Raw genomic sequence first — 26940 nt, 5'->3', positions numbered from 1 at the left:
GCGTCCGGGCATGGTCGCGCCCACCGCGTGCGGCCGCCGTAGGGTGCCCCGGTGACCGAGTTCGCGAGCGGGCGGCGAGTCGACGGCGCCGCCGACGTCCGGCGCCGGATCCCCCGCACGGACGTCGTCCTCGCCGAGCCGGCGGTCGCCGCCGCCACCGGTCGGCTCGGCCGGGAGCTGGTCAAGCAGGCCGTCGTCGCGGCGCAGCAGGCGGCGCGGCGCGGCGCGATCGAGCCGGACGACGTCGTCGACGAGGTCCTCCGCCGGCTTCCGCGGACGGCGACCCGGTTGCGGCCGGTACTCAACGCGACGGGCGTCCTGCTGCACACGAACCTGGGCCGCGCTCCGCTGTCGGCGTCCGCCCGGGAGGCCCTCGCCGTCGCCGCGGGCACCTGCGATGTCGAGCTGGACCTCGGGACCGGCGGACGGGGACGCCGCGGGGCCGCGGCCCTCGACGCCCTGCTGTCCGCCGTGCCCGCGGCCGCCGCGGCGCACGTCACCAACAACGGCGCCGCCGCCCTCGCCCTGGCGGCGGCGACGCTCGCGGTGGGCCGCGAGATCGTCGTGTCCCGCGGCGAGCTGGTCGAGATCGGCGACGGCTTCCGCATCCCCGACCTGCTCACCGCGGCCGGGGCCCGGCTGCGCGAGGTCGGCACGACGAACCGCACCCACCTACGGGACTACGCGGACGCGATCGGCGAGGACACCGCGTTCGTCCTGAAGGTGCACCCCTCCAACTTCGTCGTCACCGGGTTCACCAGCGACGTGCCACCCCGTGAGCTGGCCGGGCTCGGCGTCCCGCTGGTGTGCGACATCGGCTCCGGGCTGCTCGCCCCGCACCCCCTGCTGCCCGGCGAGCCCGACGCCGCGAGTGTCCTCGCCGAGGGCGCGGCGCTGGTCACGGCCTCCGGGGACAAGCTGCTCGGCGGACCGCAGGCGGGACTGCTGCTCGGTGCCCCGGGAGCGGGCGCCGCCCTCGTCGACCGGATCCGCCGCCACCCGCTGGCACGGGCGATGCGCGTCGACAAGCTCACGCTCGCCGCGCTCGAGGCCACCCTGCGCGGACCGGCCACCCCCACCCGCGCAGCCCTGGACGCCGACGTCGCCGGCCTACGCGCACGGGCGGAGGCGCTCGCGGCGTCGCTCGCGGCGAAGGGCGTCCCCGTCGACGCCGCGGCGTCGGACTCGACGGTCGGTGGCGGCGGCGCGCCGGGCGTGACGCTCCCGAGTGCGGCGCTCGTGCTCCCCGAGCACTTCGCGCGTGCCCTGCGGGAGGGCGACCCCGCCGTGCTCGGGCGGGTGGAACGCGGCAGCTGCCTGCTCGACCTGCGCGCCGTGGACCCCGCGGCGGACGCGGACCTGGCCGCCGCGGTGCTGGCCGTCCACGAGGCCGGCCGGGCCGGGGACTCCTGAATGGGCACGCACGTCGTCGCGACGGCCGGGCACGTCGACCACGGCAAGTCCACCCTGGTCCGCGCGCTGACCGGGATGGAGCCCGACCGCTTCGCCGAGGAGCGGCGCCGCGGCATGACCATCGACCTCGGCTTCGCGTGGACGGACCTGCCGTCCGGGGACACGGTCGCCTTCGTCGACGTGCCCGGCCACGAACGGTTCGTGACCACCATGCTCGCCGGCGTCGGCCCCGTGCCGGCCGTCGTGCTCGTGGTGGCCGCGGACGAGGGGTGGATGCCCCAGTCCGCGGAGCACCTCGACGCGCTCGAGGCGCTCGGCGTCCGGCACGCGCTGCTCGTCGTGACGCGCAGCGACCTCCTCGACCCGGAGCTCGCGCTCGCCGAGGCGCAGGAACGGCTGGCGGCCAGCGCTCTGGGCACCCGGCCCGCCGTGTGCGTGTCGGCCGCCACCGGGCAGGGGCTCGACGAGCTACGGGTCGCCCTGGACCTGCTGGTGGCGGGCCTGCCGGAGCCCGACGACGCGGCCGACGTGCGGCTGTGGATCGACCGCGCCTTCACGATCCGCGGGGCCGGGACGGTGGTCACCGGGACCCTCGCCTCGGGCACCCTGGTCGCCGGGGACGAGCTGGTCCTGGACGGCGGCCGGACGGTGTCGGTCCGGGGGCTGCAGAGCCTGGGCGAGCCGGTCGAGCAGGCCCGCGGCGTCGCCCGGGTGGCGGTCAACCTGCGCGGGGTCCCCCTCGAGGCGGTGACCCGCGGCGACGCCCTGCTGACCGCGGGCGCCTGGCTCCCGACCGCCGAGCTGGACGTGCGGCTGCACGGGATCCGCGGCGCGGCGCCCGATCCGGCGGCGCTGCCCCGCGAGCTCACCCTGCACATCGGGTCGGCGGCGGTGACGGCCCGGGTGCGGCCGCTGGGCGGCAAGGACCGGGACGGCGGGGTGGCCCGGCTCCGGCTGCGCCGCCCGCTGCCGCTGCGGATCGGGGACCGGGCGGTGCTGCGGGACCCGGGGCGTCGCCAGGTGGCCGCGGGCGTCACGGTGCTCGACCCGGCACCCCCCGCCCTGCGCCGCCGCGGCGCGGCCGCCCGCCGCGCGGACGAGCTCGCGGCCTTCGACGGCGTCCCCGACGCCGCGACCGAGCTGGCCCGGCGTGGGCAGGTCCGGCAGGCCGAGCTGGTCGCCTGGGGGGTCGGTGCCGGGGACGTCGAGCGCCTGGACGCGGTCACGGCCGGAGGATGGCTGGTCGACCCCGCCCGCGCCCCGGCCCTCGTCGCCGACCTGCGGGCCGCGGTCGCGGCGCACGACGCGGCGGACCCGCTGGACCCGGGACTGCCCCTCGAGGCCGCCCGCCGCGCTCTCGGCCTGCCCACCGCACGGCTCGTCGAGGCGCTGCTCCGGCGGGTGGACGGTCCGGGACTGGTCCTGCGGGACGGCCGGGTCGCCGCGGATCAGGTCGCGGCGCTGCCGGAGCGGGTGCGCACCGCGCTCGACGCCCTGCGTGCGGACCTGGAACGCGCGCCCTTCGGCGCCCCCGAGGCGGCGCGCCTCGCCGAGCTCGGCCTGGGTCCGCGGGAGCTGGCGACCCTGGTCCGCGCCGGGCACCTGCTCCGGGTCGCCGACGGCGTGGTGCTCCTGCCGGGCGCCGACGACCGAGCGGTGGACCTGCTGCGCGGCCTCGGCCCGGACTTCACCCTGAGCAGCGCCCGGCAGGCGCTCGGCACGAGCCGGCGGGTGGCCGTCCCGTTGCTGGAGCTGCTCGCCGGCGCGGGCCGGACGGCTCGCACCCCGTCCGGGGGGCACCGGGTCGTGTGAGAGGAGTGCCCGGCTCAGCGGTGCGGGCGCTCGGCCTCGGTGCGGTCCATCGCGTCGCGGCCGTCCCGGGGGTCGCCCTCGCCGACGGCGTCGCGCGCCGGGAGCAGGGCGATCGCCAGGCCCAGCAGCGCGATGACCACGGCGACGACCACCGCCGGCACGTTCATGCCGAGCACGTCGAACCGCGGCTGGACGAGGCCGAGGATCCCCCACGCGCAGGGGCGAGACCTCGACGCCCAGGAACGTCGGTCCCACGTCGCCCTCGGTGAGGGTGGAGAAGGCGGTGGGCCAGAACCGCCAGTGCCGTCGGATACCACCCGCGCCGTGCGCCGACCACGGCCGGGCGGCATTCCCCGGAATCGGACGCGCCGGGTGGACGGCGGGGAGGAGTTTCACGAGAATCTGCGGGGGTAGATCGAGCTCGACGGGTTCATCGGCCGGGAGAGGGTGCACGTATGGATCTCGGGGGGCTGTTGCGGTCCTGGCCGCTCTACCGGCAGCTGACCGGCCCGGACAAGCTCGGCCGCGGCGCCGCGGCACAGTCGCCGAAGCACGTCGGCCTCCGGGCGCGGACAGCGACGGCGGACCGGGTCGCGAAATCCATCTGCCCGTACTGCGCCGTCGGGTGTGCCCAGCGCGTCTTCGTCGAGGACGAGAAGGTCGTCCAGATCGAGGGCGACCCGGACTCCCCGATCTCCCGGGGCCGGCTCTGCCCCAAGGGTTCGGCGAGCCTGCAGCTCGTCACCGGCCCGCAACGGCTGGAGAAGGTGCGCTACCGCGCGCCGTACGCCACCGAGTGGACCGAGCTCGAGCTGGGCGAGGCCATGAAGATGATCGCGGACCGCGTCGTCGACGCCCGGGCCCGCGGCTGGCAGGAACGCGACGAGCAGGGCAGGCGGCTCGCCCGCACCAACGGTTTCGCCGGCCTCGGCGGCGCCGTCCTGGACAACGAAGAGAACTACCTGATCAAGAAGCTGTTCACCGCGCTCGGCGCCATCCAGATCGAGAACCAGGCCCGTATTTGACACTCCGCCACCGTTCCCGGTCTGGGAGCCAGCTTCGGTCGCGGCGGGGCGACGGACTACCAGCAGGACCTCGCCAACTCGGACTGCATCGTCATCATGGGCTCGAACATGGCCGAGGCCCATCCGGTCGGGTTCCAGTGGGTGATGGAGGCCAAGGCCCGCGGCGCGCGGTTGATCCACATCGACCCCCGGTTCACCCGGACCAGCGCGCTCGCGGACACCTACGTCCCGATCCGGGCGGGGACGGACATCGCGTTCCTCGGCGGCGTGATCAACCACGTGCTGAGCCACGACCTGGACTTCCGGGAGTACGTCGCGGCCTACACGAACGCCTCGTTCCTCGTCGGTGAGGGCTTCGCGGACACCGAGGACCTCGACGGCCTGTTCTCCGGCTACGACCCGGAGACCGCGACCTATGACCGATCCACCTGGCACTACGAGGGCGTGGACCCGTCGGGGTCCACGCCGAAGGGTGACTCGGCGCGGGCGAAGGAGCAGACCCAACCCATGCAGGCGGGGGGCCGCGGCGCCACCGTGGAGGGCGCGGCCGAGGACATCGTGAAGGATCCGACGCTGCAGCATCCGCGCTGTGTGTTCCAGATCCTGAAGCGGCACTTCGCCCGCTACACCCCGGAGATGGTGGAGCGGGTCTGCGGCACGCCGCCGGAGCAGTTCCGCGAGGTCTGCGAGGCGTGGACCGGGAACTCGAACCGCGAGCGCACGACCGCGCTGGTCTACAGCGTGGGCTGGACCCAGCACAGCATCGGCGCGCAGTACATCCGCTCCGGAGCGATCCTGCAGCTGCTGCTCGGCAACATCGGCCGGCCCGGCGGCGGGGTGTTCGCGCTGCGCGGGCACGCCAGCATCCAGGGCTCCACGGACATCCCGACGCTGTTCAACCTGCTGCCGGCCTACCTCGCCATGCCGGATGTCGCGCACGACGACCTGGCGACCTACGTCGACGACCAGCGTGCCGGCGGGCAGAAGGGCTACGGCTACAGCGTCGACGCGTACATGGTCTCGCTGCTGAAGGAGTACTTCGGCGACGCCGCCACGGCGGAGAACGACTTCGGGTTCGGCTGGCTGCCGAGGATCGACGGCGACCACGGGACCTACCGCACCGTCATGGACATGATCGACGGCAAGGTGTTCGGCTACTTCGTCCTGGGCCAGAACCCCGCGGTCGGGTCCGCGCACGGCAAGCTGCAGCGCCTCGGCATGGCCAACCTGGACTGGCTGGTCGTCCGGGACCTGACCGAGATCGAGACGGCGACCTTCTGGAAGGACTCGCCGGAGATCGAGACCGGCGAGATCGTCCCCGAGGAGTGCCGCACCGAGGTGTTCCTCATGCCCGCCGCGTCGCACGTGGAGAAGGAGGGCAGCTTCACCCAGACCCAGCGGATGCTGCAGTGGCGGGAGAAGGCCGTCGAACCGCGTGCGGACCAGCGCTCCGAACTGTGGTTCTTCTACCATCTCGGGCGGCTGGTCCGGGAGCGGTTGGCCGCGTCGGAGGACCCACGTGACGAGCCCGTGCAGAAGCTGGCGTGGGACTACGAGACCGAGGGCGACGGCGAGTGGGTCGAGCCGTCCGCGGAGGACGTGCTGCGCCGGATCAACGGCCACGACCTGACGACGGGCAAGGTCCTCGACAACTACCTCGGTCTGAAGGCGGACGGCACCACGTCGTGCGGCTGCTGGATCTACAGCGGCGTGTACGCCGACGGGGTCAACCAGGCGGCCCGGCGCAAGCCGCACGACGAGCAGGGCCCCTACGAGGTCGAGTGGGGCTGGACCTGGCCGATGAACCGCCGGGTGCTCTACAACCGGGCCTCGGCCGATCCCGAGGGCCGGCCGTGGAGCGAGCGCAAGAAGCTGATCTGGTGGGACGCCGACGAGGGGAAGTGGACCGGGTACGACAACCCGGACTTCCCGGTGGGCACCGCACCGGGGTACGTCCCGCCGGAGGGGACGACCGGACCCGACGCCCTGCACGGCGACGACCCGTTCATCATGCAGGCGGACGGCAAGGCCTGGCTCTTCGCGCCGCACGGCCTCGTCGACGGGCCGCTGCCGGTGCACTACGAGCCGCACGAGTCCCCGGTCCGCAACCCGATCTACACCCAGCAGGCCAACCCGACCCGCAAGGTCTACGGCCGCCCGGACAACCCGTCGAACCCGGCGCCGCCGGAGGGCGGGTCCGAGGTGTTCCCGTTCGTGCTGACCGCGGCCCGGCTGACCGAGCACCACACGGCGGGCGGGATGAGCAGGCAGCTGCCCTACCTGGCCGAGCTGCAGCCGGCGCTGTTCGTGGAGGTCTCCCCGGAGCTGGCCCGCGAGCGCGGGCTGACCCACCTCGGGGAGGCGCACGTGGTCACCAGCCGCGCCGCGGTCCAGGCCCGGGTGATGGTCACCGACCGGATGGCGCCGCTGCGGATCGACGGGCGGGTGGTGCACCAGGTCTGGATGCCCTACCACTGGGGGTCCGCCGGGCTGGTGACCGGGGACGTCGTCAACGACCTGTTGGGCGTCGTCCTCGACCCGAACGTCTTCATCCAGGAGAGCAAGGTCGCGACCTGCGACGTCCGGCCCGGACCGCGGCCGCGCGGCGCCGCGCTCACCGCGATGCTGGACGAGCTGCGTACCCGCGCCGGTATCACCACCGCCACCGGCACCCGGGTGGCGACCGCGGCGGGGGTGGCCCACGTCGAGGAGCCGGCGACGCCCGCCACGCCCACGCACCCCCCCGCCGCCACCTCCGAGGAGATGTCATGACCGGCCGCAACCGGCTCTCCGGGCCGCTCGACGACGTCGCGCGCGACGCCGGGCACCTGGATCATCCCGCCCGCGTCGGGTTCTTCACCGACACCTCGGTGTGCATCGGGTGCAAGGCCTGCGAGGTGGCGTGCAAGGAGTGGAACGCCGTGCCCGAGGACGGGCTCGACCTGCTCGGCATGTCCTTCGACAACACCGGGATGCTCGGCGCCAACTCGTGGCGGCACGTCGCGTTCATCGAGCAGTCCCGCCCGCTCGGACACCAGGATCCCGGCCTCGCCGGCCTGCCTACCGGGCCGAGCGGCATCGGGGAGACCGCGCGCGCCGTCGAGCCCCGGCTGCGCGCCGCGCCGCGGGGTGGCTCGGAGCTCGGGACCGAACCGCTGCCGAAAGCCCAGGACCTGGGGATGCCCGCCTTCTCCCGGCCGGGCGACGACAGCGGCGCCGAGTCCCGTACGGACTTCCGCTGGCTCATGGCCTCCGACGTCTGCAAGCACTGCACGCACGCGGGGTGCCTGGACGTCTGCCCCACCGGGGCCTTGTTCCGGACCGAGTTCGGCACGGTCGTCGTGCAGCAGGACATCTGCAACGGCTGCGGGTACTGCGTGTCCGGCTGCCCGTACGGCGTGATCGACCGCCGGGAGCACGACGGCCGCGCCCAGAAGTGCACGCTCTGCTACGACCGGATCGGCGACGGGCTGGAGCCGGCCTGCGCGAAGGCCTGCCCCACGGACTCCATCCAGTTCGGCCCCCTCGACGAGCTGCGCGAGCGCGCGGACCGCAGGCTCGAGCAGCTGCACGGGCTCGGGGTCGACGAGGCGAGGCTGTACGGCCGGGACCCGAACGACGGTGTCGGCGGGGACGGGGCATTCTTCCTCCTGCTCGACGAGCCCGAGGTGTACGGCCTGCCGCCGGACCCCGTGGTGCCCACCCGGAACGCGCCGCAGATGTGGCGGCGGGCCGGGGCGGCGGCCGCGGCGTTCGCGCTGGCCGGCATCGGCGCGTTCGTCTCCTCCACCCTCGGGAGCAGGCGGTGACCCGGCACACCGACCCGCCACCGGCGGAGCGGCGCAGCGACACGGGTGGCTCCGCCGGCCGCGAGGCGCAGCTGTTCCAGGGCAGCCGACGCCGCACACGGCGCGGGGGCGGCGAGCCGACCGTCGTCCCGGATGCGGAGTTCCGCTCCTACTACGGCAGGCCGGTCCTCAAGGCCCCCGTCTGGGAGTGGAAGATCGCGGCGTACCTCTTCTGCGGCGGCCTGGCCGCCGGGTCGTCGGTGGTGGCCGCCGGGGCGGACCTGACCGGCCGGCCGAACCTGCGGCGGGCGAGCTGGCTCGGGTCGTTCGGGGCGCTGCTGGCCAGCCTCTGGTTCCTGGTCTCCGACCTGGGCCGGCCCGACCGCTTCCACCACATGCTGCGGGTGCTGAAGCCGACGTCCCCGATGAGCGTCGGAACCTGGATCCTCTCGGCCTTCGGGCCCGGCGTCGGGGCCGCCGCCGTCGCCGAACTCGTTCCCGCGAGGTGGCGGCGGACGTGGCCCGCGCGCCTGCTCGCCCGGCTGGCCCGGCCCGCGGGGTTGTCGTCCGTGGTCACGGCGCCCGGCGTCGCCTCCTACACGGCGGTCCTGCTGTCGCACACCGCGGTCCCGGCCTGGAGCGAGGTCCGCGAGGAGCTGCCGTTCGTCTTCGTCGGGTCCGCGGCCGCCAGCGGGGGCGGATTCGGGATGCTCTGCGCACCCGTCGAGGAGGCCGGCCCGGCGCGCACGTTCGCCGCCGTCGGGGCCGCGGGTGAGCTCGTCGCGTCCCGGGTGATGGAGCACCGGCTCGGGCTCGTCGGCGAGGTGTACCGGGAGGGGCACGTGGGCCGGCTGCGGCGGGCGTCGGAGCTGCTCACCGCCGCCGGGCTCGCGGGGACCGTGCTCGTCGCGGGCCGCAGCCGGGCCGGGGCCGCCGCGTCCGGCCTCGCGCTGCTGGCCGGCAGCGCGCTGCAGCGGTTCGGGGTGTTCGAGGCGGGGGTCGCCTCGACGAAGGACCCGCGCTACGTCGTCGTCCCGCAGCGCGAGCGCCTCGAGGCGCGGGCGCGGGCGCGGGCGGGGGAAACCGTCCGGGCCGAGGCGTAGGTCCGTTCCGGCCGGGTACGACGCCGGGGACCCCCGGGAACCGCCCGGGGTCCGACCCGAGGATGTGCAGGTCGATGACGACGACCACGACTGCGTCGCCCTTTGCGGCCGCGCTCGCCCCCTTCATCGCGTGGCTCGCCACCCGCGAGAGCGACGAGGCGCTCCGCCGCGGGTACCGGGAGAGCGTCGAGGGCTATCTGTGCTGGTCGCAGAGCGACCGGGGGACGTCCACGACCGCCGCCGGCGCTACCTGGACGCGGTGCGGCGGGCCGGCCACCGCGATGTCGCGGCGACCCGGCGGGGCCTGGAGCGGCTGGCGGAGTACGAGACGATCGTCGCGCTGACCCTGCCGCTGGAGGCCTGACTCCACGAGTCGGAACCGGCCTCGCTACTCCGGGCACTCCAGCTTGCACCACAGGATGAGCGTCGTGCCGGAGTCCCCGCGGACGATCTCGACGGAGTCCACGTAGGCGCGGATCATCCTCAGTCCTCGTCCGCGGTCTCCCGGTTCTGCGGGCGGCGGCCGCCACCGGCCCTCGTCCGAGACCGAGACCGTCACCCCGGCGGGGCGTCGTCCGTCCCCTGTCCGGACGATCGCCGACGCCACGTCCGCCGCGGAACCCCGGTCCGGGGCCGGGTCGCCGTCGACGGTCGCCCGGACGGTGATCGGGCCCCGCTCCCGGTCCGGGTAGGCGTGGTCGACACAGTTGGTGACGGCTTCGCTGACGGCGTAGACGACGTCGTCGCAGGTCTCGCACGGCTCGCGGCGTCCGCACACGGTGTGCAACCACGCGGAGATCGCCCGACGGCACTGTGCGGCGACGGTCGCTTCACTCGGAAGCACCAACTCCAGGTCCGCGGCCACATCACCTTGTGCCCCGAGCGGAGGCAGGTCTAACCACCTGCCGGGGAGTAAATCGTGTTCGCGCGCTCACGGTGCGATCGCTTCGGCCCGCGGGTGCGGCGAGGCTCGGGTCCGGAGCGGGAGGGTCCCTGAACGACCGGGGGTCCGCCGCCGGATCTCGACGGTCAGGGAACATGTCGACCCCGTCACGCCCGTTCCGGCCTCGGAGAAGGCGGCTAGGGCGTGTCCTGTAAGGGATCTGAGCTGGCCTGATTGATCATGTCCCGGTGGTCGGTCGCGGCGAGCTGACAGACAAGGCGTGGGCTCGGATCGAGCCGCTGCTGCCCGCGGTGGCCGGAAACGGTCGCCACTGGCGCGACCACCGCCAGGTGATCAACGCGATCCTGTGGAAGCTCCGCACCGGAGCGCCGTGGCGGGATCTGCCCGAGCGCTACGGGCCGTGGAAGACCGCCCATGAGCGGCTGCGCCGGTGGACCGCAGACGGAACCTGGGACCGGATCCTCGACGAGGCCGTAACCAAGGACGATTCCGTAGGCGCCGTCGAGTGGACGATCAGCGTCGACTCCACCCATGTCCGGGCCCACCAGCACGCTGCCGGTGCCCGGAAAAAGGGGGCTGCACCTCGACCTGGATCGAAGACCTTGCCGTCGACGGCGAAGCCCTCGGCCGGTCCCGTGGTGGGCTGACCAGCAAGATCCACCTCGCCGTCGACGGCCGCGGGCTGCCGATGTCGGTCCTGCTCACCCCGGGCCAGGCCGGGGACAACCCACAACTGTTACCGCTGCTCGACGAGATTTCCGTGCGCCGCGACGGGCCCGGCCGCCCGCGCAAGCGCCCGGACCGAGTCGTGGCGGACAAGGCCTACTCCCACCCCTCGACCCGCGCAGCGATGCGCCGCCGCGGTATCGCGTTCACCAGCCCCGAACGCGACGACCAGATCGCCCGCCGCCACGCCAAGGGCGCCCGGGGCGGGCGCCCACCAGCCTTCGACCCGGTCGTCTACGCCGGCCGCAACGTCGTCGAGCGCTGCTTCAACCGGCTCAAACAGTTCCGCGACCTGGCCACCCGCTACGCCAAGCGCGCCGCATACTTCCGAGCCGAGATCACCATCGCCGCCACGATCCTCTGGCTCCGCCAGGACTTACAGGACACGCCCTAGGTGGCTTCCGCCTACCGCGTTCGGACGGTCCTGCGCGGGCAGCCTTGTCACCTCGGCGGTCGGCCCGCAAAATCGACTCCACGCGCGGGCCGATCGGAGTCAGGCGCAGCGGGCTCGTGGGCGGATCCGCCCGGCTTCCCCGCGATCACGAGGTGCGTCGGCCGCGACGGGCCGGTCCTCGTGCCCTGACCGCGATCCGTGCCCGTGAGGAGTGTGGATGGCCGAGCACTCCGACCGGTACGCCGGGGCCGCGCCGCCGAAGATCGTCGTGGGTCTCGTCGCCACCCCGCCCGACTATCCGGCGCGGGTCGCCGACCGGCTCCGCGAGGAGCTCGCGGGGCTCCTCGCGGACCGGGTCGACTCCACCGTGGACTGGGACGTCCGTACCGGTTGGGGCGCGATCGCGCCGCGACGCGACCGCGGCTACGACGGCTTGCTCGACGACGTGGCGGACCGCCGGCAGAAGGCCGGCTGGGACATCGCCATCTGCCTCACCGACCTGCCGCTGCAGGTCCAGCGGGTGCCCCTGGTCGCCTACTCCTCGCTCCGCCGCCACGCCGGTCTGGTGTCCCTGCCGGCGCTCGGGTTCGGACAGATGCGGGCGGCCCGGGCCGCCGTCGCGGGCCTGATCGCCGGCCTGGTCACCGAACTCCTGACCGAGGACGACCTCGGCGACGAGGACCCCCGAGGTCGACGTGCCGCGAACGACCGGCGGATGACCGACACCGTCATCCCGATCCACCGGGTCGTCACCGGCGCCGAGGACGGGGAGACCGGGTACGCGGCGTCCCGGGGCGCCGGTCAGCTGCGGCTCCTGGCCGGCATGGTCCGGGCCAACCGGCCGGGGCGGGCGCTGCTCGGCCTGTCCAAGCTCCTCGTCGGCGCGTTCGGCACCGCGGCGTTCGCGCTGGCGACCAACACCATCTGGCAGATGGGCGACGCCCTGGACTGGCTCCGCCTGACCGTGATCATGGTGCTCGGCATCACCGCGCTCATCGGCTGGCTCGTCATCGCCCACGACCTGTGGGAGAAACCCTCCGACGACACGACCAGGGAACTGGCCCGGCTGTTCAACTTCGGCACCGTCATCACCCTGGGACTGGCCGTGGGGGTGTCCTACCTCGTGCTCTTCGCCGGGACCACGGCCGCAGCCGCGCTGTTCATCGATCGCTCCATACTCGAGGCCAACCTCGGGCACCCGTCCGGGTTCGGGGACTACGCCACCCTCGCCTGGCTCATCACCTCCCTCGCCACCGTGGGCGGGGCCCTCGGTTCCGGGCTCGAGGACGAGGAGCACGTCCGGGCCGCCGCCTACGGCCATCACCCGACACCGGAGGGCTGGCAGGACCTGGACCGCGAGATGCGCGGGGACGACCAGGGCTGAGCACAGGCCGGACGAACCGCCGCGCTGGGCTTCAGCCCGAGGTGGGCGAGGCCCAGACGTCGGGGGACGCCTGCGCGCGGCGGACGTCGCACGACGCCGCGGCGTCGCGGACGACCGAGAGCACCGCGGCGGCGCGGGCCGCGACGGCGTCGGCCGTGCCGAGCCGTGACCGCCGCACCACCCGGCGCGCGAACTCGGCCGCGTCGAAGCACCGCGCGTCGTACCGGGCCCGCTGGAGGTCCTGCCGCAGGGCGCTGGGAAGCCTGGCCCGGAGCTTCCGGATCTCGCCGTCGTCCAGCATCTCCCCGAGCGTCTGCAGCACCGCCTGCGCCAGCAGCTCGGCGTCGTCACGCGGAAGCTCGGCACGCTCGGTGACGGCATCGATGAACTCGTCGTAGTACATCTCCTACACCTTCGTCAGGGGGCGGGCTCCCGCCCCTTCACTGGTCCCGGCCGAGGCCGGACGTGGCCGTCCGGGCCCCCGCGTCCGCTCTCGGCCGGTCCACCTGCCCTCCGTGCGCAGCCTGGAAGGCGGACCTGTCCTTCGGGATCCTGTCCACCGCACGGCCCCCCGGTGCCGCGGCCGGCCGGAGGTGCGGCGGCCGGCCCTCCGGGACCGGCCGGGCGAGCCGTACGGCCTCCCGGTAGATCAGCTCGTAGCAGTCGGCCATGTGATCCGCGCTGAACCGGCCCTCGACCTCCCTGCGGCAGTGGGCTGCGTCCAGTGACGGCGCCGCGAGGACACCGTCGGCCAGCTCCCGCTCGTCGACGCAGACGAAGCCGGTCTCGCCGTGCCGCACGATCTCCGGCACCGATCCCCGCCGCAGGGCCACCACGGGTGTCCCGCAGGCCAGCGCCTCGATCATCACCATGCCGAACGGCTCCTCCCACTCGATCGGGAAGAGCAGGCACCGAGCCCGTCCCAGCAGGTCCAGCTTCTCCGCTCGCCCGACCTCGCCCCGCCATTCGACGTCGTCGCCCAGCAGCGGGGCGACCACCTCGTCGAAGTACCGCCGCTCGCCCGGCTCCCGGCACTTCGCCGCGATGACGAGCGGCACCCCCACCGAGCGGGCGACGCGGATCGCGGTGGGCACCCCCTTGTCCGGGTTCATCCGGCCCAGGAAGAGCACGAAGTCGTCCTTCTTCAGGCTGATCGGATAGGCATGGGGATCGACGGCGTTGTGCACGCTGCCGAACCACGAGACGTCCGGGGCGGCCGTACGCTGCGCCTCCGAGATCGCCACGAGCCGCGCCCAGCCGGACACCGCCCGGTAGTAGTCGCCCATCTCGCCGACCACCGGCCCGTGCGCGGTGACGACGGTCGGCAGCCCGTGGGTCTGCGCCAGCAGGGGCCCGGCGAGCGTGTGGTCGTGCACCACGTCGACGTCGAGGCCGGCGAGGATCGACGGGAGCGTGGCCGCGTGCACCACCTCGGGCAACGCCTCGCCGATCCGGTCGGCCTGGGGCAGGCCGTAGGTGCGGACGAACTCGGCGTCGGTGCCGTTGCGCCCGACGCCGACCAGCGTCAGGTGGTGACCGTTGTGCAGGAGAGCCGAGACGAGATCGGCACACACGGCCTCGATGCCGCCGTAGCCGCTCGGGGGGAGTTCGGCCCACGGCGGGGCGACGACCGCGATTCGCAACGGCGGCACGGGATGGGAGGCGGTGATCGGCACGGTTCGACCCTGCCCGCTCCCCCGGGGCCCGCACGTCGGCCCCGCAGGACGAACTCCGTGGACGAGGTGCTCCCGCGGGGGTTCACCTGCCTCGTCGTGTCGACTCCCGTCGCCGACGTTCACCCTGCCGTGCCGACGACACGACGACGCCCGCCCACCGACGATCGGGTGGCCCGGCCGGGTCGTGACACCGGCGGAGCGGGACCCGGTCGGGGCAACCGGCGACGCCGTGTCGGACCGGCGCCGGTCCCGCCTCCGGGCCATCCGACGAGTTGAGGAGACCCATGGTGCTCACGAAGACGATCGGCCGCGCGGCTGCGGTCGCCGGGGCCGTGGCGGGCGGCCTGGCCGCGCGCCGCAGCCGGACACGGCACGACGGCACCGACGTCCGACGGTGGTTCGTGGTCACGGTGAACCGCTCCCCGGAGGACGTCATGCCGGACGGGAAGCTCCCCGAGCCCCTGGCGCGGCTCGGCGACGCGATCGAGGTGCGAATCCGGCCCGCGCCGGGTGACAAGGGCACCGAGCTCGCCGCGCGTCTGACCCATCCCCCGGGGTCCGGCCCGGCCGCGGCGAAGGCGCGGCTGCACGGCGAGGATCCGCGACAGCAGGTCAGGACCGCGCTGCGCCAGGCGAAGGCGATCCTCGAGGTCGGCGAGGTGGTGCTGCCCGACGCGCCGGGGACCACCCATCCCGGCCTCGGCGGACGGCTCGTGGCCGTGGCCGACCGGGTCGCCCAAGGAGAGGGACGGCTGTGAAGGCGTTGTGCTGGGAGGGCACGAACGAGGTCGCGATCGAGAACGTCCCGGACCCGCAGATCCGCAACAGCGGGGACGTCATCCTGAAGGTCCGCGCCAGCGCGGTGTGCGGCTCCGACCTGCACCTGCTCGGCGGCTACATCCCGGCCATGCAGTCCGGCGACGTGCTCGGCCACGAGTTCCTGGGCGAGGTGGTCGAAGTCGGGCCCGGCGTGCGCGACCGCAAGGTGGGCGACCGGGTCGTGGTGTGCTCCTTCGCGGGATGCGGCAAGTGCTGGTACTGCACCCACGACCTCTGGTCGCTCTGCGACAACGCCAACACCAACCCGGGCATCACCGAGGCGCTGTGGGGCTCCGCCATCGGGGCCTGCTACGGCTACTCCCACGCCCTCGGCGGTTTCGCCGGCAGCCACGCCGAGTACATCCGGGTCCCCTTCGCCGACCACGGCGCCTTCGTCGTCCCCGACGAGCTCGACGACGACCTCGCCGCCGTCTTCGCCTCCGACGCCGGGCCGACGGGCTGGATGGGCGCCGACCTCGGCGGTGTCAAGTCCGGCGACGTCGTCGCCGTGTGGGGCTGCGGGGGCGTCGGCCAGGTCGCCGCCCGCGCCGCCGTGCTGCTCGGCGCGGAGCGGGTCATCTCCATCGACCGCATCCCCGAGCGGCTGGCCCAGGCCGAGAAGTACATGGGCGTCGAGACGCTCGACTACACGAAGACCGACGTGGGCGCGGAGCTCCGCGAGCGCACGGGCGGCCGCGGCCCGGACGTCTGCATCGAGGCCGTCGGGATGGAGGCGCACAGTACCGGCCCGGAGTACCTCTACGACCAGGTCAAACAGCAGCTGCGGCTGCAGACCGACCGCCCGACCGCCGTCCGGGAGGCCATCTACAACTGCCGCAAGGGCGGCTCGGTGTTCTGCCTCGGCGTGTTCGCCGGGGTGGTGGACAAGTTCCCGCTCGGCGCGCTGATGAACAAGGGACTCACGTTCCGCGGCGCCCAGCAGCACGGGCACCGCTACATCCCGATGCTGCTCGACCGCATCGCGAGCGGCGACCTGCCCACCCGGCACCTGGCGACCCATCCCATGTCCCTCGACGAGGGGCCCGAGGGATACCGGCTGTTCAAGGAGAAGGAGGACAACTGTGTCCGGGCCGTGTTCCGACCATGACCGGCGGGAGCGGCGGGAGCCGGCCGGATGAGCACCACGAGGACGCGGAGAGCCGGCGGGCGGCGGATCATCTCGGTCTGGCGCGGGCTCTCCTCGCTCGCCGCGGGGATCGTCGCGAGCCTCGTCGCGGTGCTCCTCGGGGCGACGGAGATCGCCCCCCTCGTGGGCTGGACCAGCGGCGTGGGGATCCTGCTGGCGCGGGTGTGGCTGGCGAGCTGGCACCAGGGCCAGCTCGGCACCGAGGAGCTCGCCGAGGAGGAGAGCCGGACCCGCTCGACGGACACCTGGGTCCTCGTCGCCGCCGTGGCGAGCCTCGGCGTGATCACGGATGCGCTCGTCCGGTCCAGCGACAGCCAGGGCGGCACGTCCGTGGCGCTGGTCGTCCTCGGGGTCGTCTCCGTCGTCCTCTCCTGGGCGATGACGAACACCGTCTTCGCCCTCAAGTACGCGCGCCTCTACTACCGCGACGAGGACGGGGGCATCGACTTCCTGCAGGAGGAGGAGCCGACCTACGCCGACTTCGCCTACATGGCCTTCGCGATCGGCATGACCTACGGGATCACGGACACCGTCGTCACCGACACCCGCATCCGCAAGACCGTGCTGGGGCACGCGCTGCTGGCCTACGCGTTCGGCACCGGCATCCTCGCGATCGCCATCAACCTGGTCGCGAACATCGGGGAAGGACCCCGATGAGGGAGGCCGCGGGGGCCGGGGCCGCGGGATGACGGGGGCGTGGGCGTCCGGAGCCGGGCCGCCGGTGCACGCCGGGCCCGAGGGCTCGACCACCGTGGTCGAGGGTTCGTCGTTCTGCGTGTCCTCCTCGTCGGGGGACGTCCTGCCCGACCGCGCGCAGGGACTGTTCGTCGCCGACACCCGGATCCTGTCGTGCTGGCTGCTGCAGGTGGACGGCGCCGCCGTCGAACCGCTCGCCACCGTCGACGACGAGAGCTACCGGGCGAGGTTCATCGCCCGCACACCCCCACGACGCGGTCTCGCCGACAGCACCCTGCTGGTGCAGCGCACCCGCTACGTGGGCGACGGCATGCGGGAGGACATCCTCCTGCGCAACGTGGGGGCCGAGGCGGCCGGCGTGCTGGTCACGATCGCGGTGGACGTGGACTTCGCCGACCTGTTCGAGGTCAAGGAGGGCCGGGCGTCCGCCCGGCCCGGCGTGGAGGCCGAGGTCGGGGCGGACACACTCACCTACCGGTGCGCGACCCACGGCAGCTCGCGGTCGACGACGGTCGTCGCCACGGGTGAGCCGGTCATCTCCCCCGGGCAGTTGACCTACCGGGCCGTCGTGCCCGCTCGCGCCGAGTGGTCGGTGTGCGTGTCCGTGCGGGCCGCGATCGACGGCCGCCAGCTGCCGCCGCTGTACCACTGCGGCAAGCGGGTGGAGGAGACCGTCCCCGCGCAGCGCCTGCGCGAGTGGCGGCTGACCAGTCCCAGCATCTCCACCCCCGACGCCGGCCTGGCGACGACCCTGCGGACCAGCAGCCGGGACCTCGGGGCGCTGCAGATCCACGATCCCGACCACCCGCAGCGCCGGGTCGTCGCCGCCGGGGCGCCCTGGTTCATGGCGCTGTTCGGCCGAGACTCGTTGCTGACCAGCTGGATGGCGCTGCCGCTGGACCAGCAGCTCGCGCTGGGCACCCTGCAGACCCTCGCCCGCTTCCAGGGGGAGAAGGAGGACCCGCTCACCGAGGAGCAACCGGGCAAGATCCTGCACGAGGTCCGGCTCGGCCGGGAGGCGGCCCTCGCGCTCGGCGGCGGCCGCGCCTACTACGGCTCGGCCGACGCGACCCCCCTGTTCGTCGCGCTGCTCGGGGAGCTGCATCGCTGGGGCATCCCCACGGCCGACATCCTCGCGCTGCTCCCCGCCGCGGACCGGGCGCTGGCCTGGGTGGACGAGTACGGCGATCTCGACGGCGACGGCTTCGTCGAGTACCGCCGCGCGACCGACCACGGCCTGGCCAACCAGGGGTGGAAGGACTCCTTCGACGGGATCAACGACGCCGCGGGGCGGCTGGGGACACCCCCCATCGCGCTGTCCGAGGTCCAGGCCTACGTGTACGCCGCGTACCGGGCCCGCGCGGCCATCGCGCACGCGGTCGGCGACGCGGGCACGGAGGCGAAGCTCGAGGACCGCGCCGCGACCCTCAAGACCGCCTTCAACGAGCGCTTCTGGCTGCCCGAACGCGAGTGGTACGCCGTGGCGCTGGACCGCGACAAGCGGCCCCTGGACGCGTTGGCCTCCAACATGGGCCACTGCCTGTGGTGCGGGATCGTCGACGACGACAAGGCGCCCGCGGTCGCGGCCCACCTCGTCGACGCACCGCTGTGGAGCGGGTTCGGCGTGCGGACGCTGGCCACCACGATGGGCGCCTACAACCCGATCAGCTACCACAACGGCTCGGTCTGGCCGCACGACAGCGCGATCGGCGCGGCGGGGCTCATGCGCTACGGGTTCGTCGCCGAGGCGCAACAGGTCGCGCTGGGCCTGTTCGACGCGGCCACGATGCTGGGCGGGCGGCTGCCCGAGCTCTTCTGCGGGCTGGACCGCACGGAGTTCCCGGCCCCCGTGCCCTACCCGACCTCCTGTTCACCCCAGGCCTGGGCCGCGGCCGCGCCGATCCTGCTGATGCGCTCGCTGCTGCGGTTCGAGCCGGACCTGCCGGCCGGGTGCGTGGGGTTCGACCCGGCGTTGCCCGAGCGGATGCGCCCGCTCCGGGTCGAGCACCTGCCCCTGGCCGACGCACGGCTCGTCCTGGACGTCCCGTCCGAGGGGCGGCGCATCGAGGGCCTCCCGCCCGGTGTCGTGCTCGATCCCCCGGTGTGACCACCGGTGACCCCGGTGTACCGCACGGTGTCGCGGCGAGCGGGGCATCCGCCGGGCGCCGGTCGCTCTCGGAGGCCGGTCTCCCCGGCTGCTTTCAGCCCGCCGGGACGAGGCGGGCGGAGCGTGTGTTCACCAGCATGGCGAGTGCCGGGCCACCCGGGCTCGAGTCGACCGATCCGCTGGAGGACGAACCAGATGAAGGCCGCTGTGTACCGAGGACCGCGTCAGATCGCCGTCGAGGAAGTGCCCGACGCGCGGATCGAGGATGCGAACGACATCCTCGTCCGCATCACCACGACGAACATCTGCGGCTCCGACCTCCACATGTACGAGGGCCGGACCGACATGGAGGAGGGGCGGGTCCTCGGCCACGAGAACATGGGCCAGGTCATCGAGGTGGGAGACGCCGTCCGGAAGGTCAAGGTCGGCGAGTACGTCGTGCTGCCGTTCAACGTGGCCTGCGGCCACTGCAAGAACTGCGAGCGTGGCCTCACCAACTACTGTCTGACGATGCAGCCGGAGCCGTCGTGGGCCGGCGCCGCCTACGGGTTCGCCGACATGGGTCCTTACCAGGGCGGGCAGGCCGAGCTGCTGCGCGTGCCCTACGGGGACTTCAACGCCCTGCGCCTGGGCGAGGATGCGGCGGAACGCCAGACCGACTACGTGATGCTCGCGGACATCTTCCCCACCGGCTACCACGCCACCGAGATGGCCGGGGTGAAGCCGGGCGACCAGACGGTGATCATGGGAGGTGGGCCGGTCGGGCTGATGGCCGCCTACTCCGCGACCATCAAGGGCGCAAGCCGCGTGTGGGTCGTGGACCGGCATCCGGACCGCCTCGCGCTCGCCGACAAGATCGGCGCGATCCCGATCAACGACGCGGAGCAGGACCCTGTCGAGGTCGTCAAGCAGGCCACCCTCGGCCTCGGCGCCGACAACGGCTGCGAGTGCGTCGGCTACCAGGCGCACGACCCGCAGGGCCACGAGAACGGCGCGCTCACGATGAACACGCTGATCAACGCCGTCCGGTTCACCGGCAAGATCGGCTGCGTGGGGGTCTTCGTGCCGCAGGACCCCGGCGGGCGGGAGAAGCAGGGGGACGTCGGCGAGCTCGAGGCGCAGGGCAAGCTCCCGCTGGACTTCGGCATGATGTGGTTCAAGGGCCAGTCCGTCGGTACCGGGCAGTGTCCGGTGAAGAAGTACAACCGTTGGCTGCGCGACCTCGTCGCGGGCGAGAAGGTCCGGCCGAGCTTCCTCGTGTCGCACGAGATGCCGCTCGACCAGGCACCGGAGGCCTACGAGCACTTCGACAACCGCGACAACGGCTACACCAAGATCGTCCTGCATCCCTGAACGGACCGGGACCCGCCGTCGGGCGGTCAACGCGAGCCGGGCCCGCAGCAGCGCTGCGGGCCCCGGTCCTCGTCCACATCCGGCCGCCGGCGCGGGCCGGCGGGCGGTGGTCACTCCTCGATGGTCAGCGCGCCGTGCAGCTCGGCGAGCGAGGCGCTCAGCAGCCGGGACACGTGCATCTGCGAGATGCCGAGGCGGCTCCCGATCTCGAACTGGGTCAGGCCGCCGAAGAAGCGCAGCAGCACGATGGTCCGTTTCCGCTCCGGCAGGGCCCTGAGCAGGGGGCCGAGCGTCTCCCGGTACTCCATCAGGTCCAGCTCCGGATCCAGGGAGCCGAGGTGGGCGTCGAACCGGCTGTACTCCTCGGACGAGGAGTCCTCGAAGGACTCGTCCAGGGAGGCGCAGCGGCTGGCGTTCTGCACCTGGAGCCCGTCCACGACGCGGCTGAGCGGCAGGTTCAGGCGGGCGGCGATCTCGGTGGGCCGGGGGGCCCGGCCGAGCTGCTGGCCGAGGCGCTCTGCGGCCTCGTACATCTCCCGCTGCAGCTCGGTGAGGCGGCGGGGAAGGCGGATCGTCCGCGTACGGTCGCGGAAGTGGCGCTGCACCTCGCCGGTGATGGTCGGCACCGCGAACGACAGGAAGTCGACCCCTCGACTCAGCTCGAAGCGGTCGACGGCGTGGATGAGGCCGACCGCCGCCACCTGCTCCAGGTCCTCCAGGTTCTCCCCCGGTAGGCGTACCGGCGGGCGATGTGCTGGGCGACCGGCAGGTAGCCGGTGATCAGCTGACGGCGGATGACGGGGCCGCGCGGATGGCCGGCGGGCAGGCAGGCCCGTTCCTCGATCAACGACCGGAGGTGCTCATAGCCTCTCCGCTGGCGCCGCTGCGGCGTCGCGACTGTCGGATTGCGCACGGGCGGACTCCTCTCGACGGTCACCGCGATCGTGTCCAGGAGAGGTAGGGATGTGCACCGGCTCGCAAGCGCGAACCGGCGGTCCCCGGTTGGGCCCGGGAGGTCGGCGCCCCCGCCGCACGCCCCGGCCCGGCGCCTCGCGGCCGCTCAGGAGCCGCCGCGCAGGATGTGCCAGGCGCGGGTGGCGACGTGCAGGTTGAGCCTGGTGTCCACCGCACCCAGGTCGTGGCCGCTGACCTCCTTGATCCGGCGCAGCCGGTAACGCAACGTACTTCGGTGGATGAGGAGTGCCCGGGCCGTGGCGTCGTAGTTCCCGCCCTGCTCGAGGTACTGCCACAGGGTGGTGACGAGATCGGACCTGCTCGTCGCGTCGTAGTCCAGGAGCGCGCCGAGCCACTCCCGGACGAACTGCTGCACCTCCCGGTTGTCCTCACCGAGGGTGAGGACCCGGTAGATCCCCAGGTCCTCGTACACGGTGACGCCGGTCGGGGACGACGACCCGAGCCGGACGCGCAGCGCCCGTTGTGCCTCGGCGTAGGACTTCGGTACCTCGGTCGGGGTCGAGCACACCCCGCCCACCCCGATGGCGCCCGCGGTCGAGCGCACGCTCCTGCCCACCGCGCGGTGCAGCTCGCTCCACCGGCGCCGCTCGTCGGGCCCCGGTGCGGGAGCGACGAGCACCACCCCGTCCGGGCGGCGCGCGAGCAGGGCGTTGGTGTTCAGCAACCGGACGACGGCCTGCTCGACGGCACGGACGAGCCCGTTCTCGGTCGGCCCGTCGGACCAGCGGATGACCAGGACCTGGTGCGGCATGCGCAGGTCGTGACCGAGCGCCTCGGCCCGCGACAGCGCGCTCACGTCGTCGGTCCCGGTGAGCAGGTCGTCCACCAGATCCCGGCGCAACCTCAGCTCGGTCTCGGCCAGGGCCCGCAGGTGCGCCAGCTCCATCGTCAACATCACCGCGCCGTGCTGGAGCGCGAAGAGCTCGTGCTCACCGGCCTGGCCCGCCGGGTCGACCAGGGCGAGCACGCCGAGCACCTCGTCCCGCGGCTGGGCGACGGCGATCAGCCGGTCCCGGTCGCGGATCGGGTGCGGGCTGCGGCGGGCATCGGCGAGCACCGCCTCGCGGCGCCGCGCCGGAAGCCGCGGGTACGGTTCGGGCCGGCTCGGGCCGGCCCACGCGCGCAGGTTGCCGAAGGGGTCCTCGGCCGCGACGCGCAGCCCGGTGAGCCGGTGCACGGCGTCCGCGATCCCCGCCTCCCCGGCCCCCGACGCGGCCACGGCGGTGAGCGTCTCGTGGACCTTGCGGCGCCGCTCAAGGTCGACGACGGTCGCGGCGAGGCGGTTGTTGACCTCGGCGAGGGTCGCGTTGAGCGTACGGAGCTGGCCGGCGGTCTCCCGCTCACGGCGGTGCAGCACCGCGGTGGTGAGGGCGAGGCCGGTCTGCTGCGCGAGTATCTGGAGGACGAGGAGCTCGTCCGGTGACGGCTCGCCGTCGGCGCCGACGACCAGATAGCCGGCATGGTGGCCGATCGCCTCCAGGGCGTAGGCCATGCCCCACCCCGAACCGGTCCCGGTCACCGGGCCGTCGGCGCCGTCGAGGTAGGCGAGCTGCTCGGCGAGGGCGGGCCGGGCGAGGGTGGCGCCGTCCGGGGAGCGCAGTCCCCCTTCGTCACCGGTGAGGAGAGTGGCGACGGCACCGCACGAGGTGAGGGTGCGGACCGACGTCGTGGCCTGCTCCAGGATCTCCTCCTCCCCACACCCGTTGGACATCTTCAGCGAAAGCGTGAACAGGCTGCACAGGTTCGAGAGCTGTTGGCGCAACGCGCGGGTCGACGGGCCGTCCTTCATCGGGTTCTCCTCACCCACCAGGGTGTGCTCCAGGACACATGCTGCGTCGGAACCGACCGTACGATGTTCCTCCCCGTTTCCGCCTCCGCCCCCCGACGCGTTTTTCGCGGGTGGATGGCTCCGGACGCGGGGAGACAGCGCGGCCCCGCTCGTAGGCGAGCCGGAGATACCCGGTCTCGCGAGGTCGATGCACGCGGGACAGGCCGACATTCGCCCGGTGCGCCCGACGGTCGGGGCTCGGTGGACGCGCGCTTCGTGCGACCGGTTCAGTCCAGCGTGCCGAGCGCGGCCTGCTGATCCGGGTGGATCTCGAACAGGGACGCCACATCCGCAGCGTGCAGGGCACGGAGAACCGGGTCGCCGGGACGGTCCCCGCACACCAGGCACAGGCCGATGTCGCCCGCACCCGCCTCGCACGCGATGTCGACGAGGGCCGAGACCCCGTCCGGCGACAGCCGGTGGAGCGGGCGCAGATCGACGATCACCAGCCGCGGACCCCGGGCCAGCTCCGCGTACACCGACTGTCGGAGCTGGGCCGCCGCCTCTGCGGAGACCCCGTCGGCGACCCGGACGAGCAGGATGTCGTCGGTCAGCCCGTGGACGACCGGAACGCCCTCCGCAGGAGCTGGGCCGTCCGGCCCGTGGCCGCCCGACCGGTCGGGCGCAGAATCGTCCTCTGCGTCACACATGGTTCGATATTCAAACGCGAGCCGGGACGGCGGCGCCATTCGGGGAATCCGGGGACACTCGGCACAGGTGGGACCCCGGAGTACTTTCCGTGGACCGTTCGACCCGTCGGGCCGAGGATCTCGGCCGGCGTTCGCATCGCCGGACCGGTTCGGCGGCGGCGGCGGCCGCCCATGATGGTGGGAGTTCAGCCGGGTTCTGGCTCCGGCCGAGTTCACAGGAGGTGATGATCGAGTCCGACGACATGAATGGCACCCACGCCGACGCCGGACGACGAGTCACCTTCGCCGATCCGGCGTCGGCGGCCCGTTCCCCCGCTCGGGTGCGTTCAGCTCCCCCGGCGATCGGCAGGAGGTGAAGTGGCCGTTGGCGGCACTCGTCGTTCTCGTCCCCACACGCAACCGGCCTGCCGAGCTCGCCACCACCCTCGCCGGGCTCGCCGCCCAGGATCACCCGTTCGACCTCGTGGTGAGCGACCAGTCCGACGGGTCCCCGTCCTACGCCACCCCCGCGGCCGCCGCGCTGCTCCGGGCGCTGACCAGCGCTGACCATCGCGTGACGGTCCGCCGTCACCTGCCACGACGTGGGCTGGCCGAGCACCGGGCGTCGCTGCTCGCCGCCTCCACCGCCCGGTACGTGCTGTTCTGCGACGACGACGTCTGGCTAGAGCCGGGCACGGTGGCGCGACTGCACGAGGCGATCGTCGAGCTGCGGTGCGGGCTGGTCGGGGCAGCGGTCCAGGGCCTGTCGTACCTGCACGACCACCGCCCGGCCGAGCTGGCGCCCTTCGAACGGTGGCAGGGCAGGCCCGAACCCGAGCGCATCACCCCCGGAACCCCCGCGTGGGCCCGCTGGACGCTGCACAACGCGGCGAACCCGAGACACCTCGCCCACCGGCATCTACGCCCCGGCGAACCGTGGGTCGCCTACAAGATCGCGTGGGTCGGCGGCTGCGTGCTGTTCGACCGGGAGGTCCTCGAGGCCGTCGGCGGCTTCGACTTCTGGCCCGACCTGCCCGAGGAACACTGCGGCGAGGACGTCCTCGTCCAGCACAGGGTCATCGCCCGGGCCGGCGGCGCCGGGATCCTCCCGTCGGGCGCCGTCCATCTGGAGGCCCCGACGACCGTGCCCGACCGACGGGTGCAGGCCCGCGACGTCGTCGGCCGCCACGACCCGCTGGGCTCGCCGTCACCGCCGCCGTGACCGGGCGGAGCACTCCTGCGGACCCTCCCCACTCCCGACCGGTTAGGAGCTGAGCGACATGGCGTCGGCACTGTCGACCTATCCCTTGCACGAGGTCGAGGTCGAGCCCGTCCGGTTCGCCTCGGCGGTGTGCAACGGACCGGAGCCGCGGCCATGACGACCACCCGTACCGCCCCGGTCGTCGTGAGCGCCCCGCGACCGCAGACGCACCGCAAGGGCTCGCGGCTGCCGCACATGCTGCGGACCACGGACCCCAAGGACATCGGGATCCTCTACCTGGTCGCCTCGTTCCTGTTCTTCCTGGCGGGCGGAGCCATGGCGCTGCTGATGCGGGCCGAACTGGCCCGGCCGGGCCAGCAGTTCCTGTCCGCCGAGCAGTACAACCAACTGCTGACGATGCACGGCACCGTGATGCTGCTGCTGTACGCCACACCGATCCTGTTCGGCTTCGCGAACTACATCCTGCCCCTGCAGATCGGCGCACCGGACGTCGCGTTCCCGCGGCTGAACGCGTTGTCCTTCTGGCTGTTCCTCTTCGGCGGGTCCATCGTGATGTCGGGTTTCCTCACCGCCGGTGGGGCCCCCGACTTCGGCTGGTACGCCTACGCCCCGCTGGCCGGGCAGACCTACACCCCGGGGTGGGCGGGAACCTGTGGTTCGCGGGGCTCATCGTGGCGGGGCTGGGCACCATCCTGGGCGCCGTCAACATGGTCACGACGATCGTCTGCCTGCGCGCGCCGGGGATGACGATGTTCCGGATGCCGATCTTCTGCTGGAACATCTTCGCCACCGCCATCCTCGTCCTCATCGCCTTCCCGGTCCTCACCGCGGCGCTGTTCGGCCAGCTGATGGACCGGCACCTCGGTTCGCACGTGTTCTCCCCTGCCAACGGCGGGGCGATTCTGTGGCAACACCTGTTCTGGTTCTTCGGCCACCCCGAGGTCTACATCGTGGCGCTGCCGTTCTTCGGGATCGTCACCGAGATCATCCCGGTGTTCAGCCGGAAACCCCTCTTCGGCTACAAGGGGATGATCTTCGCCACCATCACGATCACGTTCTACTCCGCCGCCGTGTGGGGCCACCACATGTTCGCCACCGGGGCGGTCCTGCTCGCGTTCTTCTCGGCGACCACCTTCATCATCGCCATCCCGACCGGTATCAAGTTCGTGAACTGGATCGGGACGATGTGGAAGGGGAAGCTGACGTTCGAGACGCCGATGCTGTTCGCGGTCGGGTTCCTCGCGACGTTCCTCTTCGGCGGCCTCACCGGCGTCCTCCTGGCCTCGCCGCCGTTGGACTTCCACCTCAACGACACGTACTTCGTCGTCGGCCACTTCCACTACGTGCTGTTCGGGACCATCGTCTTCTCGGTGTTCGCCGGCATCTACTTCTGGTTCCCGAAGATGACCGGCCGGATGATGGACGAGACCCTGGGCAAGCTCCATTTCTGGACCATGTTCATCGGGTTCCACACGACCTTCCTGGTCCACCACTGGCTCGGCGACGAGGGCATGCCACGCCGCTACGTGGACTACCTGCCCACCGACGGCTTCACGACGCTGCACATGATCTCCTCGGTCGGTTCCTTCCTGCTCGGCGTGTCGACGCTGCCGTTCCTCTGGAACGTGTTCAAGAGCTACCGGTACGGCCGGAGGGTGACCGTCGACGACCCGTGGGGTCACGGGAACTCCCTGGAGTGGGCCACGTCCTGCCCGCCGCCACGGCACAACTTCACCGAGCTGCCCCACATCCGGTCCGAGCGCCCGGCGTTCGAGCTGCACTACCCGCAGTACGTCGAGCGGTACCGCCAGGAGGCCCACGTCGGGCGCCGCCCGTCCCCGTTCGAGGTCGCGGCCGAGCGGGTCACACCGGACCAGGGGTACGACGACGACCCGAAGTCCCGCTGACCTGCGTGCGACGACCACGAGAAGGCCCGCCA

At 73.1% G+C, this 26940-nt stretch carries 21 protein-coding genes and 1 pseudogene; 15 read left to right on the top strand and 7 right to left on the bottom strand.

The genetic code is table 11. The features are described from left to right. The first annotated feature begins 51 nt into the window (after nucleotides 1–51). Entirely contained in the window at nucleotides 52–1413 is a 1362-nt protein-coding gene (gene selA, locus WBK50_RS11535; protein ID WP_341335591.1) for an L-seryl-tRNA(Sec) selenium transferase, read from the top strand. Beyond that, nucleotides 1414–3225 (top strand): selenocysteine-specific translation elongation factor, encoded by a 1812-nt coding sequence (gene selB, locus WBK50_RS11530; protein ID WP_341335590.1) that lies wholly within the window; start codon nucleotides 1414–1416, stop codon nucleotides 3223–3225. Between the two features lie 14 nt (nucleotides 3226–3239). On the opposite strand, the gene WBK50_RS11525 is transcribed toward selB, so the two are convergent. Then, nucleotides 3240–3392: a hypothetical protein gene (locus WBK50_RS11525; RefSeq protein ID WP_341335589.1), complete on the bottom strand. Its 153-nt coding sequence runs from the start codon at nucleotides 3390–3392 to the stop codon at nucleotides 3240–3242. A gap of 288 nt (nucleotides 3393–3680) precedes the next feature. Here WBK50_RS11525 and fdh point away from each other — a divergent pair, with 288 nt between their 5' ends. The 4 genes from fdh to WBK50_RS11505 all read left to right on the top strand — a co-directional run bounded on the left by fdh (nucleotide 3681) and on the right by WBK50_RS11505 (nucleotide 9505). Beyond that, nucleotides 3681–7022, top strand: coding sequence for a formate dehydrogenase (fdh, locus tag WBK50_RS11520; RefSeq protein WP_341335588.1), 3342 nt, complete (start codon nucleotides 3681–3683; stop codon nucleotides 7020–7022). Next, a complete protein-coding gene (locus tag WBK50_RS11515; RefSeq protein ID WP_341335587.1) occupies nucleotides 7019–8059 on the top strand; it encodes a 4Fe-4S dicluster domain-containing protein in 1041 nt (346 codons plus the stop codon). Before fdh ends, WBK50_RS11515 begins: the two co-directional genes overlap by 4 nt. After that, on the top strand, nucleotides 8056–9141 hold the full coding sequence (gene nrfD, locus WBK50_RS11510; protein ID WP_445942245.1) for an NrfD/PsrC family molybdoenzyme membrane anchor subunit: 1086 nt from the start codon (nucleotides 8056–8058) through the stop codon (nucleotides 9139–9141). The genes WBK50_RS11515 and nrfD overlap by 4 nt, the downstream gene beginning before the upstream one ends. Nucleotides 9142–9340: 199 nt before the next feature. Next, on the top strand, nucleotides 9341–9505 hold the full coding sequence (locus WBK50_RS11505) for a hypothetical protein (RefSeq protein ID WP_341335586.1): 165 nt from the start codon (nucleotides 9341–9343) through the stop codon (nucleotides 9503–9505). Nucleotides 9506–9529: 24 nt separating this feature from the next. Here WBK50_RS11505 and WBK50_RS11500 read toward each other — a convergent pair whose 3' ends face one another. Next, nucleotides 9530–9985 (bottom strand): ATP-binding protein, encoded by a 456-nt coding sequence (locus tag WBK50_RS11500; protein WP_341339362.1) that lies wholly within the window; start codon nucleotides 9983–9985, stop codon nucleotides 9530–9532. 287 nt (nucleotides 9986–10272) lie between these two features. On the opposite strand from WBK50_RS11500, the gene WBK50_RS11495 reads away from it, so the two are divergent. Both WBK50_RS11495 and WBK50_RS11490 read left to right on the top strand, forming a co-directional pair. Then, a protein-coding gene (locus WBK50_RS11495) for an IS5 family transposase (protein ID WP_445942244.1) occupies nucleotides 10273–11165 on the top strand; the annotation gives its coding sequence in 2 pieces (ribosomal slippage) (nucleotides 10273–10648 and nucleotides 10648–11165; 894 coding nt in all). Between the two features lie 217 nt (nucleotides 11166–11382). After that, the gene (locus WBK50_RS11490; protein WP_341335585.1) at nucleotides 11383–12549 is read left to right on the top strand and encodes a hypothetical protein; all 1167 of its coding nucleotides are present in this window, start codon (nucleotides 11383–11385) and stop codon (nucleotides 12547–12549) included. Nucleotides 12550–12580: 31 nt separating this feature from the next. Here the strand turns inward: WBK50_RS11490 and WBK50_RS11485 are convergent, their stop codons facing one another. Both WBK50_RS11485 and WBK50_RS11480 read right to left on the bottom strand, forming a co-directional pair. Then, complete coding sequence (locus WBK50_RS11485) at nucleotides 12581–12952, bottom strand: DUF2267 domain-containing protein (RefSeq protein ID WP_341335584.1); 372 nt, start codon at nucleotides 12950–12952, stop codon at nucleotides 12581–12583. 37 nt (nucleotides 12953–12989) lie between these two features. Beyond that, nucleotides 12990–14225: a glycosyltransferase family 4 protein gene (locus WBK50_RS11480; RefSeq protein WP_341335583.1), complete on the bottom strand. Its 1236-nt coding sequence runs from the start codon at nucleotides 14223–14225 to the stop codon at nucleotides 12990–12992. A 284-nt stretch (nucleotides 14226–14509) separates the two neighbouring features. On the opposite strand from WBK50_RS11480, the gene WBK50_RS11475 reads away from it, so the two are divergent. The 5 genes from WBK50_RS11475 to WBK50_RS11455 all read left to right on the top strand — a co-directional run bounded on the left by WBK50_RS11475 (nucleotide 14510) and on the right by WBK50_RS11455 (nucleotide 20347). Beyond that, nucleotides 14510–14983: a hypothetical protein gene (locus tag WBK50_RS11475; RefSeq protein WP_341335582.1), complete on the top strand. Its 474-nt coding sequence runs from the start codon at nucleotides 14510–14512 to the stop codon at nucleotides 14981–14983. After that, the gene (locus WBK50_RS11470) at nucleotides 14980–16152 is read left to right on the top strand and encodes a zinc-dependent alcohol dehydrogenase (protein ID WP_341335581.1); all 1173 of its coding nucleotides are present in this window, start codon (nucleotides 14980–14982) and stop codon (nucleotides 16150–16152) included. The genes WBK50_RS11475 and WBK50_RS11470 overlap by 4 nt, the downstream gene beginning before the upstream one ends. Before the next feature lie 27 nt (nucleotides 16153–16179). Beyond that, on the top strand, nucleotides 16180–16848 hold the full coding sequence (locus tag WBK50_RS11465) for a DUF1345 domain-containing protein (RefSeq protein ID WP_341335580.1): 669 nt from the start codon (nucleotides 16180–16182) through the stop codon (nucleotides 16846–16848). A 28-nt stretch (nucleotides 16849–16876) separates the two neighbouring features. Beyond that, nucleotides 16877–18994, top strand: coding sequence for an amylo-alpha-1,6-glucosidase (locus tag WBK50_RS11460; protein WP_341335579.1), 2118 nt, complete (start codon nucleotides 16877–16879; stop codon nucleotides 18992–18994). Between the two features lie 195 nt (nucleotides 18995–19189). Then, nucleotides 19190–20347: a glutathione-independent formaldehyde dehydrogenase gene (locus WBK50_RS11455; RefSeq protein WP_341335578.1), complete on the top strand. Its 1158-nt coding sequence runs from the start codon at nucleotides 19190–19192 to the stop codon at nucleotides 20345–20347. Between the two features lie 110 nt (nucleotides 20348–20457). Here WBK50_RS11455 and WBK50_RS11450 read toward each other — a convergent pair whose 3' ends face one another. The 3 genes from WBK50_RS11450 to WBK50_RS11440 all read right to left on the bottom strand — a co-directional run bounded on the left by WBK50_RS11450 (nucleotide 20458) and on the right by WBK50_RS11440 (nucleotide 23800). Then, the gene (locus tag WBK50_RS11450) at nucleotides 20458–21048 is read right to left on the bottom strand and encodes a sigma-70 family RNA polymerase sigma factor (RefSeq protein WP_341335577.1); all 591 of its coding nucleotides are present in this window, start codon (nucleotides 21046–21048) and stop codon (nucleotides 20458–20460) included. A gap of 359 nt (nucleotides 21049–21407) precedes the next feature. Continuing rightward, complete coding sequence (locus WBK50_RS11445) at nucleotides 21408–23111, bottom strand: PucR family transcriptional regulator (protein ID WP_341335576.1); 1704 nt, start codon at nucleotides 23109–23111, stop codon at nucleotides 21408–21410. Nucleotides 23112–23377: 266 nt separating this feature from the next. After that, nucleotides 23378–23800, bottom strand: coding sequence for an STAS domain-containing protein (locus WBK50_RS11440; protein ID WP_341335575.1), 423 nt, complete (start codon nucleotides 23798–23800; stop codon nucleotides 23378–23380). A gap of 352 nt (nucleotides 23801–24152) precedes the next feature. Here WBK50_RS11440 and WBK50_RS11435 point away from each other — a divergent pair, with 352 nt between their 5' ends. Continuing rightward, nucleotides 24153–25001, top strand: a complete 849-nt coding sequence (locus tag WBK50_RS11435) for a glycosyltransferase family 2 protein (protein WP_341335574.1) — start codon at nucleotides 24153–24155, stop codon at nucleotides 24999–25001. A 153-nt stretch (nucleotides 25002–25154) separates the two neighbouring features. Then, nucleotides 25155–26908, top strand: a pseudogene (ctaD, locus tag WBK50_RS11430) (aa3-type cytochrome oxidase subunit I). Nucleotides 26909–26940 lie beyond the last annotated feature (32 nt).

The organism is Pseudonocardia sp. T1-2H, from assembly GCF_038039215.1.
Taxonomy (GTDB): Bacteria; Actinomycetota; Actinomycetes; order Mycobacteriales; family Pseudonocardiaceae; genus Pseudonocardia.
This window is presented reverse-complemented; position numbering and strand designations above follow the sequence as displayed.

Coding starts and splice junctions, on each gene's coding strand:
- selB (WP_341335590.1), top strand. CDS start 1,414: ATGGGCACGCACGTCGTCGCGACGGCCGGGCACGTCGACCACGGCAAG.
- WBK50_RS11525 (WP_341335589.1), bottom strand. CDS start 3,392: ATGAACGTGCCGGCGGTGGTCGTCGCCGTGGTCATCGCGCTGCTGGGC.
- WBK50_RS11515 (WP_341335587.1), top strand. CDS start 7,019: ATGACCGGCCGCAACCGGCTCTCCGGGCCGCTCGACGACGTCGCGCGC.
- WBK50_RS11490 (WP_341335585.1), top strand. CDS start 11,383: ATGGCCGAGCACTCCGACCGGTACGCCGGGGCCGCGCCGCCGAAGATC.
- WBK50_RS11485 (WP_341335584.1), bottom strand. CDS start 12,952: ATGTACTACGACGAGTTCATCGATGCCGTCACCGAGCGTGCCGAGCTT.
- WBK50_RS11475 (WP_341335582.1), top strand. CDS start 14,510: ATGGTGCTCACGAAGACGATCGGCCGCGCGGCTGCGGTCGCCGGGGCC.
- WBK50_RS11465 (WP_341335580.1), top strand. CDS start 16,180: ATGAGCACCACGAGGACGCGGAGAGCCGGCGGGCGGCGGATCATCTCG.
- WBK50_RS11460 (WP_341335579.1), top strand. CDS start 16,877: ATGACGGGGGCGTGGGCGTCCGGAGCCGGGCCGCCGGTGCACGCCGGG.
- WBK50_RS11455 (WP_341335578.1), top strand. CDS start 19,190: ATGAAGGCCGCTGTGTACCGAGGACCGCGTCAGATCGCCGTCGAGGAA.
- WBK50_RS11445 (WP_341335576.1), bottom strand. CDS start 23,111: ATGAAGGACGGCCCGTCGACCCGCGCGTTGCGCCAACAGCTCTCGAAC.
- WBK50_RS11440 (WP_341335575.1), bottom strand. CDS start 23,800: ATGTGTGACGCAGAGGACGATTCTGCGCCCGACCGGTCGGGCGGCCAC.